General features: G+C 70.5%; 18 protein-coding genes. 15 read left to right on the top strand and 3 right to left on the bottom strand.

Annotated elements, in window-relative coordinates; all coding sequences use genetic code 11:
* Positions 1-202 precede the first annotated feature (202 nt).
* Positions 203-1,816 (top strand): phytoene desaturase family protein, encoded by a 1,614-nt coding sequence (locus tag HNQ52_RS08540; protein WP_183960675.1) that lies wholly within the window; start codon positions 203-205, stop codon positions 1,814-1,816.
* A 25-nt stretch (positions 1,817-1,841) separates the two neighbouring features.
* Positions 1,842-2,699 carry an EamA family transporter gene (locus HNQ52_RS08535; protein ID WP_221281981.1) on the top strand — a complete coding sequence of 286 codons (858 nt, stop codon included), beginning with the start codon at positions 1,842-1,844 and terminating at the stop codon, positions 2,697-2,699.
* Between the two features lie 49 nt (positions 2,700-2,748).
* Here the strand turns inward: HNQ52_RS08535 and HNQ52_RS08530 are convergent, their stop codons facing one another.
* The 3 genes from HNQ52_RS08530 to HNQ52_RS08520 all read right to left on the bottom strand — a co-directional run bounded on the left by HNQ52_RS08530 (position 2,749) and on the right by HNQ52_RS08520 (position 8,713).
* The gene (locus tag HNQ52_RS08530) at positions 2,749-5,541 is read right to left on the bottom strand and encodes a serine/threonine-protein kinase (RefSeq protein ID WP_183960674.1); all 2,793 of its coding nucleotides are present in this window, start codon (positions 5,539-5,541) and stop codon (positions 2,749-2,751) included.
* Between the two features lie 221 nt (positions 5,542-5,762).
* Complete coding sequence (locus HNQ52_RS08525) at positions 5,763-6,311, bottom strand: ECF-type sigma factor (RefSeq protein ID WP_183960673.1); 549 nt, start codon at positions 6,309-6,311, stop codon at positions 5,763-5,765.
* A gap of 77 nt (positions 6,312-6,388) precedes the next feature.
* Positions 6,389-8,713: a right-handed parallel beta-helix repeat-containing protein gene (locus HNQ52_RS08520; RefSeq protein ID WP_183960672.1), complete on the bottom strand. Its 2,325-nt coding sequence runs from the start codon at positions 8,711-8,713 to the stop codon at positions 6,389-6,391.
* 140 nt (positions 8,714-8,853) lie between these two features.
* Here HNQ52_RS08520 and HNQ52_RS08515 point away from each other — a divergent pair, with 140 nt between their 5' ends.
* The 13 genes from HNQ52_RS08515 to HNQ52_RS08455 all read left to right on the top strand — a co-directional run bounded on the left by HNQ52_RS08515 (position 8,854) and on the right by HNQ52_RS08455 (position 20,850).
* Positions 8,854-10,071: a magnesium transporter gene (locus HNQ52_RS08515; RefSeq protein ID WP_183960671.1), complete on the top strand. Its 1,218-nt coding sequence runs from the start codon at positions 8,854-8,856 to the stop codon at positions 10,069-10,071.
* Between the two features lie 316 nt (positions 10,072-10,387).
* Positions 10,388-10,837: a type II 3-dehydroquinate dehydratase gene (gene aroQ / locus HNQ52_RS08510; protein ID WP_183960670.1), complete on the top strand. Its 450-nt coding sequence runs from the start codon at positions 10,388-10,390 to the stop codon at positions 10,835-10,837.
* A gap of 69 nt (positions 10,838-10,906) precedes the next feature.
* The gene (gene accB, locus HNQ52_RS08505; RefSeq protein WP_183960669.1) at positions 10,907-11,374 is read left to right on the top strand and encodes an acetyl-CoA carboxylase biotin carboxyl carrier protein; all 468 of its coding nucleotides are present in this window, start codon (positions 10,907-10,909) and stop codon (positions 11,372-11,374) included.
* 7 nt (positions 11,375-11,381) lie between these two features.
* Positions 11,382-11,678 (top strand): hypothetical protein, encoded by a 297-nt coding sequence (locus tag HNQ52_RS08500; protein WP_221281980.1) that lies wholly within the window; start codon positions 11,382-11,384, stop codon positions 11,676-11,678.
* Positions 11,679-11,709: 31 nt separating this feature from the next.
* Positions 11,710-13,077, top strand: coding sequence for an acetyl-CoA carboxylase biotin carboxylase subunit (gene accC / locus HNQ52_RS08495; RefSeq protein WP_183960667.1), 1,368 nt, complete (start codon positions 11,710-11,712; stop codon positions 13,075-13,077).
* Positions 13,077-13,331 carry a DUF1902 domain-containing protein gene (locus tag HNQ52_RS08490; RefSeq protein WP_183960666.1) on the top strand — a complete coding sequence of 85 codons (255 nt, stop codon included), beginning with the start codon at positions 13,077-13,079 and terminating at the stop codon, positions 13,329-13,331. Before accC ends, HNQ52_RS08490 begins: the two co-directional genes overlap by 1 nt.
* A gap of 233 nt (positions 13,332-13,564) precedes the next feature.
* Complete coding sequence (gene prmA / locus HNQ52_RS08485; RefSeq protein ID WP_183960665.1) at positions 13,565-14,473, top strand: 50S ribosomal protein L11 methyltransferase; 909 nt, start codon at positions 13,565-13,567, stop codon at positions 14,471-14,473.
* A 44-nt stretch (positions 14,474-14,517) separates the two neighbouring features.
* Positions 14,518-15,273: a zinc-ribbon and DUF3426 domain-containing protein gene (locus tag HNQ52_RS08480; protein WP_183960664.1), complete on the top strand. Its 756-nt coding sequence runs from the start codon at positions 14,518-14,520 to the stop codon at positions 15,271-15,273.
* Between the two features lie 231 nt (positions 15,274-15,504).
* Positions 15,505-15,792 (top strand): DNA-binding transcriptional regulator Fis, encoded by a 288-nt coding sequence (gene fis / locus HNQ52_RS17140; protein ID WP_281377987.1) that lies wholly within the window; start codon positions 15,505-15,507, stop codon positions 15,790-15,792.
* Between the two features lie 148 nt (positions 15,793-15,940).
* Complete coding sequence (gene purH / locus HNQ52_RS08470; protein ID WP_183960663.1) at positions 15,941-17,530, top strand: bifunctional phosphoribosylaminoimidazolecarboxamide formyltransferase/IMP cyclohydrolase; 1,590 nt, start codon at positions 15,941-15,943, stop codon at positions 17,528-17,530.
* 3 nt (positions 17,531-17,533) lie between these two features.
* A complete protein-coding gene (locus HNQ52_RS08465) occupies positions 17,534-18,616 on the top strand; it encodes a calcium/sodium antiporter (RefSeq protein ID WP_183960662.1) in 1,083 nt (360 codons plus the stop codon).
* Positions 18,613-19,899, top strand: a complete 1,287-nt coding sequence (gene purD, locus HNQ52_RS08460; RefSeq protein WP_183960661.1) for a phosphoribosylamine--glycine ligase — start codon at positions 18,613-18,615, stop codon at positions 19,897-19,899. The genes HNQ52_RS08465 and purD overlap by 4 nt, the downstream gene beginning before the upstream one ends.
* 126 nt (positions 19,900-20,025) lie before the next feature.
* Entirely contained in the window at positions 20,026-20,850 is an 825-nt protein-coding gene (locus HNQ52_RS08455) for a hypothetical protein (protein WP_183960660.1), read from the top strand.
* Positions 20,851-20,903 lie beyond the last annotated feature (53 nt).

Raw genomic sequence — 20,903 nt, 5'->3', positions numbered from 1 at the left:
GGCGCTCGCCGCAGAGGACACCGGAGCGGTGTCGAATGGACTCGGATCGCAATCGGCCCTGGCGTGAGCGGTGACGCGTCTTCCGGTCACCGCCTGCGCATCCGCCAGATGGCGGACGTGCGCCCGTGCGCATCCACCGATTCCTCCCGCCCCACCGCTGGCCTATAGTCATCGGCTCCGTCACGACCCGCCCACGGCCCGCATGTCCGATCGAACATCCACCGACATCCTGATCATCGGCGGCGGCCACAATGGCCTGGTCTGCGCGGCGTATCTTGCTGCGGCCGGCCTGTCCGTCACCGTGCTGGAACGGCGCGGCATCCTCGGCGGTGCGGCGGTGACGGAGGAATTCGTCCCCGGTTTCCGCAACTCCACTGCGAGCTACACCGTCAGTCTGCTCAACCCGCAGGTGATCGCCGACCTCAATCTGGTGCGGCACGGTCTGCGCGTGGTGGAGCGGCCGTACTCGAATTTCCTGCCGCTGCCCGACGGATCCTTTTTTCGGCTCGGCGGCGAGGGCGGCGCGGCGGATCTTGCGAAGCTGTCGTCGCGCGATGCCGAACGCCTGCCGCAGTACTACGCGATGCTCGATCGCGTGGTGAAGGTGCTGCGCGTGCTGATGATCAGCACGCCGCCGAACGTGTCCGACCGCTTCGTGCTGGCCGACTGGCTCAACTCGCTGCATGTGGCCAGGCAGCTGAAGCATCTGGACATGCGCGGCCGCCGCGACCTGCTCGACCTGTTCGCCAAATCCGCCGGCGAACTGCTCGATGCCTGGTTCGAATCCGAACCGCTGAAAGCGGCGCTCGGCTGGGATTCGGTGGTCGGCAATTTCGCGAGTCCGTACACGCCGGGCTCGGCCTACGTGCTGCTGCATCACGTGTTCGGCGAGGTCAACGGCAAGCAGGGCGTGTGGGGCCACGCCATCGGCGGCATGGGTGCGATCACGCAGGCGATCGCGGCCGAGTGCGCCGCGCGCGGCGTGACCACGGTCACCGACGCGGCGGTCGAACGCGTGCTCGTGCGCGACGGCCGCGCCGTGGGCGTTGCGCTGGCGGACGGGCGCGAGTTCCACGCCCGGGCCGTGGTGTCCAACGTCAATCCGAAACTGCTCTACACCCGGCTCATCGCGCGGAACGATCTCGACGACGACACCGCCGAACGCATGTCCCGCTACCGCAACGGGTCGGGAACGTTCCGCATGAACGTGGCGCTGTCGGAGCTGCCGGATTTCACCGCGGCGCCGGGCACGGCGCTGCAGCCGCACCATCGCAGCGGCATCCTCGTCGGCCACAGCCTCGACTATTTCGAACGCGCCTACTTCGATGCGAAATCGAAGGAGCACAATCCGGGCTGGGCGCGCAAACCGATCGTCGAACTGGTGATTTCCTCCACGCTCGACGACACGCTCGCGCCGCCGGGACAGCACGTCGCCAGCCTGTTCTGCCAGCACGTGCATCCGGACGTGGACGGCGGCTGGGACGCGCATCGCGACACCGTGGCGCGACTGATGATCGACACGGTCAATACGGTGGCACCGAACTTCGCCGCCAGCGTGCTCGGCTACAAGGCGCTGTCGCCGCTCGACCTCGAACGCGAATACGGGCTTGTCGGCGGCGACATCTTCCACGGCTCGCTCGGACCCGATCAGCTCTTCAGCGCGCGTCCGCTGCTCGGCCAGGGCAATTACCGCGGCGCCTTGAAGAACCTGTACCTCTGCGGCTCCGGCACGCACCCCGGCGGCGGGGTCACGGGCCTGCCCGGCAGGAACGCCGCACGCGAAATCCTGCGCGACGCAAAGGCGCGGCGCGTCTGATGCGCATTTCGCGCGGCGTGCCGCCGTGAGCCTTCGGCCGCGCGACGTATTGCTGGTGGCGTTGGCGCTCGCCGGCTTTGCGGCCAACTCGGTGCTGTGCCGGATGGCGTTGTCGGACACGGCCATCGATCCGGCCAGCTTCGTGGCGTGGCGAATCGGCTCCGGTGCCGTCGTGCTGGTGCTGCTGACGTGGCTGCTGCGGCGCGAATCGCCGCTGGTCCACGGCGACTGGCGCGGGGCCACGGCGCTGTTCGTCTACGCGGTCGCGTTTTCGTACGCGTACGTGAGCCTGCACGCAGGCCTCGGCGCGTTGCTGCTGTTCGGTGCGGTGCAGGTGACGATGATCGCGGCCGGCCTGCTGCACGGCGAGCGCCTGCGCGTGTTGCAGTGGTGCGGGGTGGTGCTCGCGTGCGGCGGCCTTGTATTTCTGAAGCTGCCGGTGGGCGGCACGCCGGTTCCGCTGCTGGCGGCGGCGTCGATGTTGCTCGCGGGCATTGCGTGGGGCGTGTACTCGCTGCTCGGCCGCGGCGCAGCGGCACCGCTGGCGCACACGGCGGCGAACTTCGTGCGTGCGGCACCATTTGCATTGCTGCTGCTCGTGCTCGCGCCGCCGCCGCGCGCGATGCCGCTCGACGGCGTGCTGCTCGCGGTGCTGTCCGGCGCGCTGGCCTCGGGCGTCGGCTACGCGCTGTGGTACGCGGTGTTGCCGCGACTTCGTGCCACGCAGGCCGGCCTGCTGCAGTTGCTGGTGCCGGTGCTCACCGCGGCGGCGGGCGTGGCGCTGCTGGCCGAGCCGGTCGACGCGCGCCTGCTGCTCGGCGGCGCGGCCATCCTCGGCGGCGTGGCGCTGGTGCTGCGCGCGAGGCCGATGCGCGCTGGGTGACTTGCAACGCGCGCCTGAATCGCTCGCGCAGCGACCGCATCAGCGCACGTCAGGGCGTCGCGACCGCACCGGCGTCCGTGCCGCGGACGCTTGCACGCAACGCATGCCCTGCCGGCAGCGCCGCGAGGATGTCCTGCGCTTGCGCGTGGGCCGCGGCTGCCAGCGCGTCGTCGCCCGCCTGCGTGTGAGCCTGCGCCAGCAGCAGCAAGGCTTCGCCGATCCAGGCGTGGTCGGGCGGCAAGGTGGCATCGGCCGCGGTGTCGGCAAGCGCGCGCTCCAGGCGACCGACTGCACGTGGCGCATCGCCGTCGCGCAGGTCGAGTTCGGCCAGCGCCGTCTGTGCCGCGAGCAGGTGCGGCGAGTGCGCGTACCGGGCCTCGGCGGCGCTGCGTTCGGCGTCGGCGCGGCGCGTGTCGCCGCAGGACGGATCGGGTGCGTGCGCGCACGCCAGCGCGAGCCAGGCGTAGAGCGCGGGTGCGGCCGGATGCGCGGCGCTGCCCGGGCGCTGCAGCGCATCGCGCAACGCGTCCCGCAGCGGCACGTATTGCCGAAGCAGGCGCCAGCGCGCGGCCTCGTGCAGGTCGACGCGGGACTTCTGCGCATCCGGTGTGCCACCGATGCGCGCGTAGTGCGCACGCGCGTCGACAAAATGCTGCGCCGCGGCTGCATCGTCGCCGCGCGCGAGCGCGAGCAGCGCGCGCCGGATGGACACCATGCCGTGGTGGTTGTGGTCCGGCCCCATCGCCGCCAGCGTCATCGCGCTGCCCGCATCGCAGGCCCGGTGCGCGGCATCGAGCTGCTGCAGCAGCGTGTACAGGTCGCACATGCGCACGAGCAGTGCGGCAAGGTGCGGGTGACGCACGGTGCCGGCGCGTTCGTACATGGCGCGCGCCTGCTCCATGATCGCGAGCGATTTGCGCCAGTCTCCGGTCCAGGTGTACACGCTGCCGACGTTGGCCAGGCTCAATGCGGCGGGAACACTGTCGCCGAGCGCGTCGTGGCGCAGGGTGTAGGCGCGGTGGAAGGCGTCGGCCGCTTCCTCGTAGCGTCGCGCGCCCTCCAGCACGCCGCCGAGGTTGTTCCAGGCGACCGCGATGTCGTCGGGCGTGGCCGCGGGATCGGCCTCGCGCACGCGCAGCGATTCGCGGCGGATCGCGATCGCTTCCTCGTCCGGAATGCGTGCCTTCTCCATGCGCGCGTTGGCATGCGCGTCGAGCGCGCGGGCGTAGTCCAGGCCCGCGATGCCGCGCGCCTGCATCGCGTCGCGCGCGGCGGCGAGGGTCTGCAGTGCGTCGTCGAAGCGTCCGACCTTGCGCAGCACGATGCCGTACAGCACCTGCGCGCGCAGCGTGCGCACGTCGTCGTGGCCGAAGGCCTGTGCGTTGGCCTGCCACGCGTCGTGCGCGAGGTCGAGATTGCTGCTGGCTTCGCCCATGCCGTCGTTGATGCGGGCGAACAGTCCGAGCAGGTCGGCGCGCACGCGCACATCGTGTGGATGCCGCCCGTCGAGGCGTTCGAGGCCGCGCTGCACCAGATCGCGCACGCTCGGACTGCTGTCGGTCTGGTTGCCGGTTTCCAGCGGTTCGAACAGCGCTTCGACGAACGCCTGCACTTCGCCCGCGCGCTGTACCTGGCTGCGTGCGACGCCCGCCTGCCACAGCGCGATGCCGAGCGCGGCGAACACCGCCAGCGTGAACGCGATGGTGCTCGCGACGCCGCCCTTGTGCCGCGCCACGAACTTGCGCGCGCGGTAGATGCGCGACGGCGGATGCGCCGCCACCGGGCGTCCGGCGAGGTGGCGCTCGATGTCGTCGGCCAGCGCGCCCGCCGTGGCGTAACGCCGTGCAGGCTCGGCTTCGATGGCCTTGAGCACGATGTTGTCGAGGTCGCCGCGCAGCTGGCGCCGGGTGATGCGCGGCGGCGCCGGCAGCACGCCCGGTTCGGTGGTCTGCGACACGTGCGCCGAGGGCGTGCTGCGGCTGCCGTCGTTGAGGCGCTGGCCGGTGGCCAGTTCGCCGAGCAGCACGCCGAGCGAGTAGACGTCGGTGGCCGTGGTGATCGCCTCGTTGCGGCGTTGTTCGGGCGCGGCGTAGGCCGGAGTGAAGCCGGGAGCGCGTGTCTGCGTTTCGTCGTCGGCCGCCAGCAGCTTCGCGATGCCGAAGTCGAGCAGCTGCACGCGGCCGTCGGCGGTGACCAGCACGTTGGACGGCTTCAGGTCGCGGTGCACGATCAGGGCCTGGTGCGCCGCCTCCACCGCCCGGCACACCTGCAGCATCAGCGTCAGGCGCGCGCGCAGATCCAGGCGGCGCTCGCGCGCGTACTGCGTGATCGGCACGCCGTCGACCAGTTCCAGCGCGATGTAGGCGAGCCCGGTGTCGGTCACGCCGCCTTCAATCAGGCGCGCGATGTTCGGATGCCGCAGGTGCGCGAGCGCCTGCCGTTCGTGCCGGAACTGGCGCTGCGCGTGTGCGGTGTAGACGCCGTGGCGCAGCAGCTTCAGCGCCACGTGCTGGCGCACGCCCGCACTCTCGCGCACGGCGCGGAAGACCGTCGCGTAGCCTCCTTCGCCCAGGGTGTCGAGCAGTTCGAACGGGCCGATGCGCGTGCCCGGCGGCGGCGCCGGCACGCCGATCGCGTCGGCGAGTTCTTCGAGCCGGGCCAGCGGCAAGGCCTCGCCGGTGCTGTGCGTGGCCCAGTCCAGCATCCGTTCGACGCGGGCGCGGACACCGGCGTCGGCGCAGTGCGCCGCCAGCCATGCGGCGCGCATCGGCGGCGGCTGCTCGAGTGCGCCCTCGAACAGAACGCGCAGGGTCGGATCGAGCGGGCGGGCGTCACCGGTCATTGGCGTTGCGGCGGGACAAGCGGCGGCCCCGGCGGCACGCGGACGTCCGCGCGGACGGGCGGCGGGGGCGTGGCCGGGCCGATGTCCGCCGCGCGCAGGCGCGGTTGGCGTGGCGGAACGGCGAGAGCGTCGCGGATGATGCGGTGCATGGACGGGACCGGAGCCGGGAAACGTGCTCCGATGAACGCCGGACGGGACGCGCGCGCGACACGGGCGTGGCGCTAGCCGCGCAGTTCGGTCTTGAGGAACGCGCGCGCGAACTGCCAGTCGCGGTCCACGGTGCGGCGCGCGAGATCGAAGGCGTCGGCGATCTGCTGCAGCGACAGCCCGGCGAAATAGCGCAGCTCCACCACCTGCGCCGCGCGCGCATCGACCGCGGCGAGCGCGGCGATGGCGCTGTCCAGCGCCAGCGCCTGTTCGGCGCTCGCCACGGCAAGCTCGCCGCCGTCGTCGGGCAGCGTGACGCGCAGCCAGTCGCCGCCGGCCTTGAGCCGCAGCCGGTCGCGCGCGCGATCGGCGAGCAGATGCCGCATCGCGCGCGCGGCGTAGGCGAAGAACTTCGCCGGGTGCGAGAACTCCATGTCGCGGCCGCGGCCCACGCGCAGATACAGCTCGTGCACGAGCTCGGTGGTGTCGAGCGTGCGGCCGCGGCCGCGCGCGCCCAGGCGCTGGCCGGCCATCGCCTTGAGCCGGTCGTAGACCAGCGCGAACAGGGCGTCGGCGGACGCCGGTGCGGCATCGGGCAACGACGCGTCGAGATCGGTCGACATCACTGGCGGGCTTCGCGGCCGGGATCGGGCCCGAGTGTACGCCGGACCGGTGCCGCCGCGCCGCCGCGCGCATCGATTCAGTTTCCTTCGAAATCGTCGGCGAACAGCCGCGCGGCACCGAGTTCGTGCGCGCCCAGATCGCGCAGGCCGAAGCGCGTCGGGGCCCCGGGCGCGTCCTGGCCGCGCGGGATCCCGTCCACATCGAAGCCGCCGCTGCCCAGGTCGGAGAAATCGAGCGCGGGCGAGCCGGGCAGCGGGCGCACGTCGCCGTTCGCGGCGTCGGTCAGCAGCGGATCGGCACGCACGATGTCGGCGCGCACCGGCAGGCCCGCGCCGTTCTCGACGATCACGCTGCGCGCGTCGATACCGGCGGCATTGCCTGCGTGCACCGACAGGAACGGCTGGTACACGATGCTTTCGATCACGTGCAGATCGAGGCGCTTGCCGATCACGTAGTCGGTGCCGATGCCGTTGCCGGCGATGGTGCTGCGTTCGATGCGGACCGGTCCCATCGCGAATGCGGCATCGGGCGGGAAGTTGACGACGCCGGGCGGCGCACTGTCGAGCAGCGCGTTGGTGGCCGTGTTGCCGGCGAGGATGCTGTCGAGGATCTCGACGTTGCCGTCCGGCGGACCGCTCACGGCGTCGGCGGGCATCGAGGTCAGCACCGAGCGCCCGACATTCCCGACCACACGCGCACCGACGATGCGCATCGGTACCGGGTCGGCCGTGTTGTCTGCGGCACGGAACAGCGCCGCGCCGCCGAACACACCTTCGCCGCGGTTGCCCGCGATCAGATTGCATTGGGCCGGATCGGCGCAGGCGCGTGCGTCCGGCGGGAGGTCGCCGCCGTCGAAATCCGCGCAAGCGCCACCGGCACGGCGCGCGGTGCCCATGCAGAACGCGGCGCCCGTCCCGGACCCGAATGCCACCATGGTGACGCCGCCGCCGACCGGCGCATCGTTGTCCACGATGCGCGCGTCGAAGACGAAGATCCGGATGCTGCCGCCGTAGGGATAGGCGGAAATGCCGCCGCCCAGCGCGTTCCCCCCCACGCTGTTGCCGACGATGCCCGCCGGCACCGCGCCATCGGTGGTGTAGAGACGCAGATCGGATCGCCCGGACAGATACACGCCGCCACCGCCGGTCTCCGCATGGTTTCCGGCGATGCTGCCACCGGGCTGGCCGGACCCGATCGCGACCGTGCCGTCGATCACCAGCATCCCGCCGCCTTCGCGCGTCGCGCTGTTGTTGCGGATCGCGTGACGCGGCGCCTGCGTCATGTCGAGAGCGGCCCGTTCGAGACGGATGCCGCCACCGGACTCCGCCGCGTTGTCTTCGACGATCGCGTCGGCCTCCAGGTGCACGCGCGGCCCGACCGTCTCGTCGCTGCTGCCGATGGCGATGCCGCCGCCGTCGGTCGCGGTGTTGCCGGCGATGCGGCTGTCGCGGATCCGCACCAGTCGGTCCCCCGCAACGCGCAGGCCACCGCCGCGGAAGCCGCAGTTGTCGACGATCTCCACCTCGGCGAGCACGGCGTCGCCGCCGGTGCCGTCGATGGACATGCCTCCGTTACCGCTGTTGCCGGGGACGCAACTCGCACCCGTTCCGTGGTGCGCCACACGCACGGCGGTCAGGTCGAGACGCCCCGATCCGGCGTGCTGGATGCCGCGTTGCGCATCTTCGACCACCGAATCGACGATGCGCAAGGCGCCCGTTCCCGCCATGTCGATGTTGACCAGTCCGTTGCCGATCACCTGCAGTCCGGCCAGCAGCACGCCGCCGCTCTCCTGCACCCGGAGCCCGTATGCGCCCTGTCCGGCGATCGTTGTCAGCGCGATGGACACGGCGCCGGTCGTGTTCGACAGCACACCGCCTCCGGCATTGCCTTCGATGACGCTTTCCGCGACCGAGAGCGCGCCTGTGCCCGTGACCGACACCGCGGCGGCGCTCGCGTTGACGCCGTGCAACCGCACGTTTTCCAGCGCGAGCGTGCCGGCCCCGGTGTGCGACACGCCGCGCACGCCGATGTCCAGTTGCCGCAACGTGACGTTGCCCGGACCCGTCACGCGCACGGCCGGCTGCGACGTGCCTCCGTCCAGCGCCGTGCGCTCGCCATCGCGCGCGGAAAAGCAGCCGGCGTAGCCGCCCTCGATCGCCACGCTGTCGACATCGTTCACCAGCAGCGCCTGGTTCGTATAGGTCAGCAGGCGGGTGACCCGGATCGTCTGCGGTCCGGGCGCACTCGCGGCCGCGTCGAGCGCCGACTGGATGCTGCCGAATTCGCATTCGATCCCGGTTCCCACCGTCCACGGATTGACCGGCGAAATGACGCCGGCGCCCACGGATGCTGCGGCAAGACAAAGCAGGGCGGCCGCGGTGACGCGGGTGCACATGGGCATGACGGAGACCTCGCGATGGACAGAGATCCGGTCAACGCCGTGCCGCCGCGGCATGCGACATCTCGACGAGCGCCGGTCGGCATGTGCGGGATCGGCCACATCGGGTAAATTCGCCATCCACCCGAGAGGACGCCGGCACGATGTCCACCGCTGCCCCGCTGGAACCTGCCGATCCGCTGCTGTCCCGCGTGAACCGGCTCGATCCCAAAAGCGCCGCCGAACTGCTGGCGCCGCGCGACGATGCCGCGATCGCCGCGCTGCTGGCGCGCCTGCACATCGGCCACGCGGTCGAGATCCTCGAGGAGTTCGCGCCGGAGCGGCGCGAGCGCATCGCCAGGGCAACGCCGTTCGGGCTCGAACCACTGTGGCTGGTCGGCCACACCTTTGCGGAAAACACGGTCGGCCGTCTGATGGAGCGTCCGCCGGCGGTGTTCGCCACCGGCGCGAGCGTCGGCAGCGTGATCGAGGCGCTGCGCGAAATCGTCAAGCAGCGCATGGTGACGTACGTGTTCGTCATCGAGCCCGCCGGCCGGCTGGTGGGCGTGGTGGCGTTCCGCGAACTGGTGTTTGCCGATCCGAACCAGACGCTGGACCAGATCATGCTGCGCGAGCCGTTCTCGCTGCGGCCGCAGCAACCGTTCGTCGATGCGATGCGCGAAGTCGTGAAGCGCCACTATCCGGTGTACCCGGTGTGCGACGACGCCGGCCACCTGCTGGGCGTGGTCAAGGGCCAGACCCTGTTCGAACAGCAGGCCTTCGAAATCTCCGCGCAGGCGGGCTCGATGGTGGGCGTGGAGAAGGAAGAGCGCCTCGCGACACCCTGGTCGCGCAGTTTCCGCTTCCGCCATCCGTGGCTGCTGATCAACCTGCTGACGGTGTTCCTCGCGGCGGCCGTGGTCGGATTCTTCGAAAGCACGATCAACCAGCTGGTGGTGCTCGCGACCTTCCTGCCGGTGCTTGCCGGGCAATGCGGCAACCTCGGCGCGCAATCGCTCGCGGTGACCCTGCGCGGCATGACGCTCGGCGAGTTGCGCGGCATGTCCAAGCTGCGGCTGGTCGGCAAGGAGGCCTGGCTGGGGCTGTTGAACGGGCTGGTCACCGGCGTCGTCGCGGGCGTGGGCATGTACTTCGCCTCGCGCGGCCAGACCGTGGCCGACCCGGTCTGGCTGGGCGCGGTCACGACGGCGGCGATGGCTCTGTGCTGCGCACTGTCGGGCATCGCGGGCGCAACGATCCCGATCGTGATGCGGCGCATGGGCGCCGATCCGGCGACGGCATCGGGCATCTTCCTGAGCACCATTACCGACATCAGCAGCATGGGGGTGTTTCTGGGGTTGGCGGCGTTGCTCCTGGCTTGAGTGCGGGATCGCCTGCGTGCCGCGCCGAGCGTGCACCCCCCTTCCGCCTGCCGGCACCTTCCCCCGCGGTGCGGGAGAAGGACTCCCTCGATGAAGCTCCGTGGTTCGGCGACGCCCACGAGTATCCATGCCCGAATCGAAACATCCCTTCTCCCGCTTGCGGGGGAAGGTGCCGGCAGGCGGAAGGGGGTGCCCCCCGAACCGCACGAAATTTTCAAACACCCGATTAAATCGCCGAACGTCGCCGATCCCACCGCGAACGGCTGGACAAGCCTGCCTCCCGCCGCCACACTTCGCGGCCTTGCGGAGGTGCCCGTTGGCCAAGCTGCTCGTCCTGCACGGACCCAATCTCAACCTGCTCGGCATGCGTGAGCCGGCCATCTACGGCCACACCACGCTCGACCAGATTGACGCCTCCCTGCGCGCCCAGGCGCGTGCCGCCGGGCACACGCTCGACTGCCTCCAGGCCAACGCCGAACACGTGCTGATCGACCGCGTGCAGGCCGCGCGCCTGGACGGCACCGGCGCCATGGTGATCAACCCCGGCGGCTACACCCACACCAGCGTCGCGCTGCGCGATGCCTTCGCCGCCGTCGGGATTCCGTTCTACGAGGTGCACCTGTCCAACCCGCACGCGCGCGAACCGTTCCGTCACGTCTCGTACTTTTCCGACATCGCGGTCGGCGTGGTCTGCGGTTTCGGCGCCGACGGCTACCGCTTCGCGCTCGACATGGCGATGAAACGCCTGACCGCCGAAACGCACTGACCCGCCCACATACCCCGCTCACACCCGACGTTCCCGCCGAGGAACGCGCATCCGACGAAGGAAGCCACCATGGACCTGCGCAAGATCAAGAAGCTCATCGATCTGCTCGAAGAGTCGAACCTCACCGAGATCGAGATCAAGGAGGGCGAGGAGTCGGTGCGCCTCTCGCGCGGCGGCCACGGCGCCCCGCAGATGGTCTACGCCCAGGCCCCGGTCCACGCCGACACCCCGCGTGCCGCCGCGCCGGCCGCGGCGCCCGCCGCCGCCTCCGACGCCCCGGGCGGCCGCGGCGACCTGCCCGAAGGCCACGTGCAGCGCTCGCCGATGGTCGGCACCTTCTACGCCTCGCCCAACCCCGACGCGCCCGCCTTCGTGAAGGTGGGCCAGAGCGTCAAGGCCGGCGACACCCTCGGCATCATCGAGGCGATGAAGATGTTCAACCCGATCGAGGCCGACGTCAGCGGCACCGTCGTCGCCATCCTCGGCACCAGCGGCCAGCCCGTGGAATTCGACGAACCGCTGTTCGTGATCGGTTGATCGTACCGTGTTCGCCTATCGCGACTTCGTGCCGCAAGACGCAACCCGCACCTTCGCGCTGACCCGCCGCATCGAGCCGATGAGCGCGGTGCTCGCGCGCGCGCAGCAGTGGGTGGCGTCGGAGAACATCGACGTGATCAACGTCGAGACCGTGCTGCTGCCCGAAGGCGCCGTGGGCGAACGCAGCGGCAGCGATCCGCAATTCACCGACAACATGCAGGTCAGCATCGGCATGTTCGAAGTCGGCACCCAGCGCGTGCAGGTGATCCGCGTTTGGTTCCGACTGCCCATGACCGCGCGCTGACCCGCGCCGCAGAACTACAGGACTTCCCATCATGCTGGACAAGGTCGTCATCGCCAACCGCGGCGAAATCGCGCTGCGCATCCTGCGTGCGTGCCATGCGCTGGGCATCAAGACGGTGGCGGTGCACAGCACCGTCGATCGCAACCTCAAGCACGTGGCGATGGCGGACGAATCGGTCTGCATCGGCCCGGCGCCGTCGCCCGAAAGCTACCTCAACATCCCGGCGATCATCGCCGCGGCCGAGGTGACGGATGCGCAGGCGATCCATCCGGGCTATGGGTTCCTGTCCGAGAACGCCGATTTTGCCGAACGCGTGGAGAAGTCCGGCTTCGTCTTCATCGGCCCGCGCGCCGACACCATCCGGCTGATGGGCGACAAGGTGGAAGCGATCCGCGCGATGAAGGCCGCGGGCGTGCCCTGCGTGCCGGGCTCGGGCGGTCCGCTTGGCGACGACGTGACCGAGAACACCCGCATCGCGCGCGAGATCGGCTATCCGGTGATCGTGAAGGCGGCCGGCGGCGGCGGCGGACGCGGCATGCGCGTGGTGCACACCGAGATGGCGCTGATGAGCGCGATCACGACGACCAAGGCGGAAGCCAAGGCCGCGTTCGGCAACGACCAGGTCTACATGGAAAAATTCCTGGAGAACCCCCGTCACATCGAGATCCAGGTGCTGGCCGACGGCCAGGGCAACGCGATCCATCTGGGCGAGCGCGACTGCTCGATGCAGCGCCGCCACCAGAAGGTGGTGGAGGAAGCGCCGGCGCCGGGCATCACGCCGCAGCTGCGCGCGCAGATCGGCAAGGTCTGCGTCGACGCCTGCATCCGCATCGGCTACCGCGGCGCGGGCACCTTCGAATTCCTGTTCGAGGACGGCCGGTTCTACTTCATCGAGATGAACACGCGCATCCAGGTCGAGCATCCGGTGACCGAGCGCATCACCGGCGTCGACCTCGTGCGCGAGCAGCTGCTGATCGCCGGCGGCGAGAAGCTCTCCATCACGCAGGACGACATCGTGCTGCGCGGCCATGCCATCGAGTGCCGCGTGAACGCGGAGGATCCGGACACCTTCCTGCCCTCGCCCGGCCTGATCAGGCACTACCACCCGCCCGGCGGCCCCGGCGTGCGCGTGGACAGCCACATCTACGAAGGCTACCGCGTGCCGCCGAACTACGATTCGATGATCGGCAAGCTGATCGTGCACGGCGCCACGCGCGAGCAGGCGATCGCCCGCATGCGCGTGGCGCTGTCGGAGATGGTGGTCGACGGGATCAAGACCAACATCCCGCTGCAGCAGCGCATCATGGCCGACGCCGGGTTCCAGAGCGGGGGGATGAACATCCACTACCTCGAGAAGCGGCTGAAGGACCACAAGGATGCGGCGATCGGGTTGGGGTGATGGCGCCGCTGATGATTCACGCCGCCTGGGATCGCGTTGCGTGTGTTTGGGTTGCCGAGTCGAGTGACGTGCCCGGACTCGCCACCGAAGCAAAAACCGTCGAGGCGCTGGTGGAACGATTGGCCGCGATGATTCCGGACCTGTTGTCGGCGAACCGGGTCAAACCGACTCCGGACGTGTCCTTTGTCCTGTTGGCGCGTCGGTTGGAGCCTTTGCACGTTCCTGACCATCAAGTGAGCGACCGCGGCGCGTAACGACGAAACAGTGAGTCGGCGACATCGTTCACCCGTCATCCCGGCGCACGCCGGGATCCAGTGACGTTGCTCGGTTTGCTCTGACTTGCTGTTCGATCAACGCAACACCGAGAAGAGTCACTGGATCCCGGCCTGCGCCGGGATGACGGCGTGGTGGAGGTCGCGGGAATAATGCCCCGCGACTCGGTTGCGGGAATTGAACGCGGCCTGATGCCGCGCACCGGAATGGATACATGCCCTACCTCGAACTCACCCTCCCCTGCACCGAATCCGCGCAACCGCGCCTGGAACTCGCACTCGAAGACATCGGTGCGCTGTCGGTCACGCTGATGGACGCCAACGCCGACGAGCCCGACGAGCAGGCCATCTTCGAACCCGGCGTCGGCGAGCAGCCGCTGTGGCGCGCGATGACGCTGACCGCGCTGTTTGCGCACGGGACCTCGCCCGAACTCGTGCTGGTCGCGCTCGAAGCCATCGATGCCGAACTCGATCTCACCGGCGCCGCCTTCCGCGAGGTGGCCGACGAAGACTGGGAACGTGCCTGGATGGACCAGTTCCGCCCGATGCAGTTCGGCGCGCGCACCTTCATCGTGCCGTGGAACCAGGACCTGCCCGCCGCCGCGAGAACGCCCGACGCCGCCATCGTCCGGCTCGATCCGGGCCTTGCCTTCGGCACCGGCACGCACCCCACCACCGCGCTGTGCCTGGCATGGCTCGATGCGCAAGCGCTCGCCGGCACCACCGTGCTCGATTTCGGCTGCGGGTCGGGCATCCTCGCCATCGCCGCGCTCAAGCTCGGCGCCGCGCGCGCCGTCGGCATCGACAACGACCCGCAGGCCCTGATCGCGACACACGACAACGCCGAACGCAACGATGTCGGCGCACGCCTCTCGGCCTTCCTGCCGCACGAGGAATCGCCGGCGTTGTACGACGTGGTGGTGGCGAACATCCTCGCCGTCGCGCTCGACGCGCTCGCGCCGCTGCTCGCGCAGCGCACGCGTGCCGGCGGTCGCATCGCGCTGTCGGGCATCCTCGCCGGGCAGGAACCCGAGCTGCTGGCGCGCTACGGCGAATGGTTCGACGCCCTGCGCGTGGCCCGGCAGGACGACTGGATCCGCATCGACGGCGTGCGCAAACCCTGAGCCGATGCGCCCTCGCACGGGCGCATGCTAGCCTCGCGGCCGCCATGTTCACCCAGTGCCCGTACTGCCTCACCGTCTACGAACCCTCGCCCGAACAGCTGGCGCGCGGCCGCGGCGTGCTGCGCTGCGGCTTCTGCGAGCGCCAGTTCGACGCACTGGAGCGGCTCAGCGACGAGCCGGCGTCGAGCAGCATCTCGCCCATCGCGCCGGCGAGCGCGGTGCCACGCATCGAGCCGCCACGCGCCGCGCCGCCGGCGCTGCTCGATCTCACCTCGCCCGACACGCCCAGCTTCGTCGTGCGCCGACGTCCCGCCACCGCCGCGGAGCGGTCGCTGCGCATGCGCACGCTGTGGTGGGCGGGAAGCGCCCTGCTCTGCCTGACCCTGGGCCTGCAGATCGTGCTGGCACAACGCGCCGAACTTGCCGACGACCCGCGCCTGCGCCCGCTGCTTGCCCGCCTGTGCGGAGCGCTCGGCTGCGACCTGCCGCTGTGGCACGACGCACGCGCGCTGCAGCTGCTCACGCGCGACGTGCGCCCGCATCCGTCCGTGCCCGACGCGATGCTCATCAGCGCCAGTTTCCGCAACGCGGCGCCGTGGCCGCAGGCCTGGCCAGTGCTGGAACTGGCCCTGTCCGACCTCAACGGCAAGACCCTCGCGCTGCGCCGCTTCCAGCCCGACGAATACCTGGGCGCCGTCGATCACTCGGCCACGCTCCTGCCCGGCCAGTCGGCCAGCGCCACGCTCGAAGTGCAGGATCCGGGCAAGCAGGCCGTCGCCTTCGCCTTCGATTTCCATTGACCGGCGCGCGCTTGCACGCGCTCCTTCATGCGGATCGGAAACATGCGGCACAAATCCGCCCCGCCATCCGTCTTGTGCATGGTTGCACCATCGTCGCGCTCGCCAAGCGCAATCGGCAGCGCTAAACTCGTTTCCCCGTCGAAGAAGCGTCGCCGTCGACGGCACCGTGGAACGCATCGACAACGATGCGCGGTCGAGTCGCACGCTGTCACGCTGTCGGAGTCACGGATCTTGAACGTCCCCTCATCGCACCGCACGGATTCCGCGTCCGTCGATTCGTCGTCGCCGCCGCCCGCGGCGTTGCGCGAGTACGTGGCGCGTGCGGTCCGACGCTACCTGAGCGATCTGGACGATTGCCCCGCCGACGATCTGTACGATCTGGTGCTGCGCGAGGTCGAGGCCCCGCTGTTCCGCGAGGTGATGCGGCATTGCGACGGCAACCAGACCCGCGCCGCCGCCGCGCTCGGCCTCAACCGCGCCACGCTGCGCAAGAAGCTGCGCGAGCACGGGCTGGTCTAGCGTCCGCAGTCGGCCGCCGTGCCGGACCCGCTCGGCACGTGACGGGCGTCGCTGCAGTGGTTGCTCCGCCGTTTCGCGACACGCAGTCGCACCGGCACCTCGTCCCCGAGCCGCTATAATTCGCGATCCTCCCGTCGCGCACCGAACCATGACCGAGTCTTCCCCCGTGGACCGCGTTCCGATCCGCCGTGCGCTGCTGTCCGTGTCCGACAAGACCGGCGTGATCGAGCTGGCCCGCGCGCTGGCCGCCGCGGGCGTGGAACTGCTGTCGACCGGCGGCACCGCGCGCGCGCTGCGCGAGGCCGGCCTCGCGGTGCGCGACGTCAGCGACGTGACCGGCTTCCCCGAAATCATGGACGGCCGCGTCAAGACGCTGCATCCGGCGATCCACGGCGGCCTGCTCGGGCGCAGCGGCACCGACGATGCGGTGATGGCGCAGCACGGCATCGCACCGATCGATCTTCTCGTGGTGAACCTGTATCCGTTCGAGGCGACCGTCGCGCAGGACGGCTGCAGCTACGACGACGCGGTGGAGAACATCGACATCGGCGGCCCGGCGATGCTGCGCGCGGCGGCGAAGAACCACGCACGCGTCGCCGTCGTCACCGAGCCGGGCGATTACGCGCTGCTGCGCGACGCACTCGCGCACGGCGGCACCACGCTGACGCAACGCCGCAGCTTCGCGGCGAAGACCTACGCCCACACCAGCCGCTACGACGGACAGATCGCCCAGTGGCTGTCGCCGCGCGCCGACGATCCGGCGACCCCGGCGGCGTGGCCGCAGACGCTGCATCCGGCGTTTTCGCTTTCGAGCGCGCTGCGCTACGGCGAGAACCCGCACCAGCGCGGTGCGCTGTACGTCGAGCGCAACGCCGCGGCGGAAAGCGGCATCGTCGCCACCGCGCGCTTCGTGCAGGGCAAGGAGCTCAGCTACAACAATCTCGCCGACGCCGATGCCGCGCTCGAATGCGTGAAGGCCTTCGACGCGCCGGCCTGCGTGATCGTCAAGCACGCCAACCCGTGCGGCGTCGCCGTGGCCGCCGGCATCGGCGATGCCTACGACCGTGCCTACGCCGTCGACGCCACGTCGGCCTTCGGCGGCATCATCGCGTTCAACCGCGAACTCGATGCCGCCACCGCTGCCGAGATCCTCAAGCGCCAGTTCGTCGAAGTGGTGCTGGCGCCGTCGATCGCCGCGGATGCGCTGCCGCACTTCGCGAAGAAGCCGAACGTGCGCGTGCTCGCCACCGGCGCGTTCGCGCCGGCCGCGCCGTCGCTCGAGTTCAAGCGCATCGCCGGCGGCCTGCTGGTGCAGGATGCGGACAGCGACGCGCTGACCGTCGACGATCTGCGCGTGGTCACCCGGCGCGCACCCGCCGCGCGCGAGCTGCGCGATCTGCTGTTCGCGTGGAAGGTGGCGATGCACGTGAAATCGAACGCCATCGTCTACGCGCGGGACCTGCAGACCATCGGCATCGGCGCCGGCCAGATGAGCCGCGTCATCAGCGCGCGGATCGCCGCGATCAAGGCCGCCGACGCGCGCCTCGACGTGCCGGGCTCGGTGATGGCCAGCGATGCGTTCTTCCCGTTCCGCGACGGCATCGACGCCGCAGCGGCAGCCGGCATTGCGGCGGTGATCCAGCCCGGAGGCTCGATGCGCGACGACGAAGTCATTGCCGCCGCCGACGAGCACGGCATGGCGATGGTGTTCACCGGTCGGCGCCACTTCCGCCACTGAGCCATGCAAGAGACGCTTCTCCTGCTCGGTGGCCTGGTGCTGCTTCTGGTCGGGGCCGAAGCCCTGATCCGGGGCGCCTCGCGCCTGGCGCTCGCCGTCGGCCTCTCGCCGCTGGTGATCGGGCTGACCGTCGTCGCCTTCGGAACCAGCACGCCGGAACTCGCCATCACGGTGGATGCGGCGGTGCGTGGCGCGCCCGACATCGCGCTCGGCAACGTGGTGGGAAGCAACATCGCCAACGTGCTGCTGATCCTCGGACTGACTGCGATGATCGCGCCGCTGATCGTGAACCGGCAGCTGATCCGGGTCGACGTGCCGGTCATGATCGCCGTCTCGCTCGGCGTTTGCGCGATGGCGCTCGATGGCGTGATTGCGCGCTGGGAAGGCACGCTCCTGATCGCCTGCGCCGTCGTCTATACCGTCGCCCTCGTGCGCATCGGACGACGCCGGACGAAGGGTGCCATCGGCGGTGAAGCGCCTCCGCCCCCGGGCACGTGGTGGGTGAATCTGCTCTTCATGGCCGCAGGCCTGGCTCTGCTCGTCCTTGGCGCGCAACTGCTGGTGCAGGCGGCGGTGTCGATCGCGACCGGACTGGGTGTGGGAGAACTGGTGATCGGGCTGACCGTCGTGGCGGTGGGAACATCGCTGCCGGAGATCGCCACCTCCATGCTCGCGGCGATCCGGGGCGAACGCGAGATGGCGGTCGGCAACATCGTGGGCAGCAACATCTTCAATCTGCTGCTGGTGCTCGGCATCAGCGCGGGCGTGGCGCCGGACGGCGTTCCGGTGAGCGACGCGGCCATCCGCTTCGATCTTCCGGTCATGGCCGCCGTGGCCTTCGCCTGCCTGCCGATCTTCTTCACCGGGCACTGCATCGCGCGCTGGGAAGGCACGCTCTTCTTCGGTTTCTATCTCGCCTACATGGCCTATCTGCTGCTGCAGGCGGCACACCACGACGCGCTGCCCACGTTCAGCATGGCCATGTTCGCCTTCGTGCTGCCACTGACGTTCATCACTCTGGCCGTCGTGACGCTGCGCGCCTATCGCCTGCAATCGCGGCCATCTTTCGGGAACGACGCCTCGTGAAACTTCTCGTCATCGGCGGCGGTGGCCGCGAACATGCACTCGCGTGGAAGCTCGCGCAGTCGCCGCGGGTGAACGAGGTCATCGTCGCGCCCGGCAACGCGGGCACCGCGACCGAAGCCGGATGCCGCAATGCCGACATCGCCGCGAACGACATCGACGGCCTGCTCGCGCTCGCGCAGCGCGAGGGCGTGGCGCTGACCGTGGTGGGGCCGGAGGTCCCGCTGGTCGCGGGTGTGGTCGATCGGTTCCGCGCCGCCGGTTTGCGCATCTTCGGGCCGACGGCCGCGGCCGCGCAGCTCGAGGGCAGCAAGGCCTTCGCGAAGGACTTCCTCGCGCGGCACGGCATTCCCACCGCGCACTACGCGGTGTTCACCGACGTCGATCCGGCGATCGCCTACCTGCACGCGCGCGGCGCGCCGATCGTGGTGAAGGCCGACGGGCTGGCGGCCGGCAAGGGCGTCGTGGTCGCGACCACGCTCGCCGAGGCGGCCGACGCGGTGCGCGACATGCTGTCGGGCAATGCGTTCGGCGCGGCCGGCGCGCGTGTGGTGATCGAGGAGTTCCTCGACGGCGAGGAAGCGAGTTTCATCTCGATGGTCGACGGCACGCACGCGCTGCCGATGGCGACGAGCCAGGACCACAAGCGCGTCGGCGACGGCGACACCGGCCCGAACACCGGCGGCATGGGCGCGTACTCGCCCGCGCCGGTGGTCACGCCCGCGGTGCATGCACGCGTGATGCGCGAGATCGTCGAGCCCACGGTGCGCGGCATGATCGCGGACGGCGTGCCGTTCACGGGCTTCCTGTACGCCGGGCTCATGATCGATCGCGACGGCGCGCCGAAGGTGATCGAATTCAACGTGCGGTTCGGCGATCCTGAAACGCAACCGGTGATGCTGCGGCTGCGCAGCGATCTGGTCGACCTGATCGACGCCGCGATCGACGGCCGCCTCGCTGCGGTCGAGGCGGACTGGGATCCGCGCCCGTCGCTCGGCGTGGTGATGGCGGCGGCGAACTATCCCGACGCGCCGCGCGGCGGCGACGTCATCGCCGGGCTCGACGCGCCGGTGGCCGACGGCAGCAAGGTGTTTCATGCCGGCACGCGTCTGCGCGACGGCGTTGTCGTGACCAGCGGTGGCCGCGTGCTGACGGTGTGTGCGCTCGGCGACGACATCGCCGACGCGCAACGGCGCGCGTACACCGCCACCGCGGCCATCACGTGGGACGGCGAGTTCCACCGCAACGACATCGGCTGGCGCGCGATCGCGCGCAAGGCGGACTGAGCGCCGGACCGCGCTACACTCCGGGCACGGCGCGACGGCGGCCGGTCCGTCGCGATGCACGCTTCCGCATCGCACAGCCGTCCGGCCTCTGCGCGCGACCGTCCCCGCCTCTGCAAGGAGTCTGCGATGCGTCTTTCCTCCCTTGCCCGGATCGTCGGCCTGCCCGCGTTGCTCGCGGCCGCGCCGTTCGCCGCCGCCATCGACGTGCCGCTGGCGCCCGCGCTGCATCCGGCGGTGCCGGCGTCCACCGCCGACATGTTCTACGCGCTGTTCGCGACCAATTGCGGCAAACCCCGACTCGATCCCGCGAACCCGCCCGTGGTCACGCGCGGCGCGCCTGCAGAGGGGTCGCAGGGCGTCGTCGAGACGATCACGGTCGCGTATTCGCTGCTGCCGCCCGAGTCGGACGTGTGTCCCGCCGTGCTGCAGCCGGACGCGCTCACCGCCATCGAGCTGGGCCACCTGCAGCGTGGCACCACGCTGGTGCTGCAGACCTTCGACCTGGTCGGCGAAGACGATCTCGCCTACGTCGACTGGGCCGTCGTGGGCCACACGCCAGATCCGGCCGTGTCCGGTACCTGGTTCGATCCGGACGCGCCCGGCACCGGCGTCTCGCTCAGCCTCGCGCCCGATGCCGGGCATGCCGAGCCGACCGCGGTGCTGTTCCTCGCCACGCTCTCGCCGGACGGCGCGCCGCTGTGGCTCACCGGCGCGGGCAAGTTCGAGGACGCGGTGCTGACCGTGCCGCTGACGCGCAGCAGCGCCGCCGGCAGCGCACCGGTGCAGACGACGGCGGCGGGCACGGCGCGCTTCGAATACCTGGGCTGCGGCGATGCGGTGCTGTCGGTGGACGGCGTCGAGGTGCGTTTTCCCGACGGCGACGCCGCACTGCGGCAGTTGACCACCACGTTCGGCCTGGACGACTGCAAGCCGCCGACCACGCGCCCCTGACCGGCGGCCGGCGCGCACGCGCCGCCCGCCGCGTGAGCGTCCGCTGCTAGGCT

This window comes from Chiayiivirga flava (genome assembly GCF_014202825.1).
In the GTDB taxonomy this organism is placed as follows: domain Bacteria; phylum Pseudomonadota; class Gammaproteobacteria; order Xanthomonadales; family Xanthomonadaceae; genus Chiayiivirga; species Chiayiivirga flava.
This window is presented reverse-complemented; position numbering and strand designations above follow the sequence as displayed.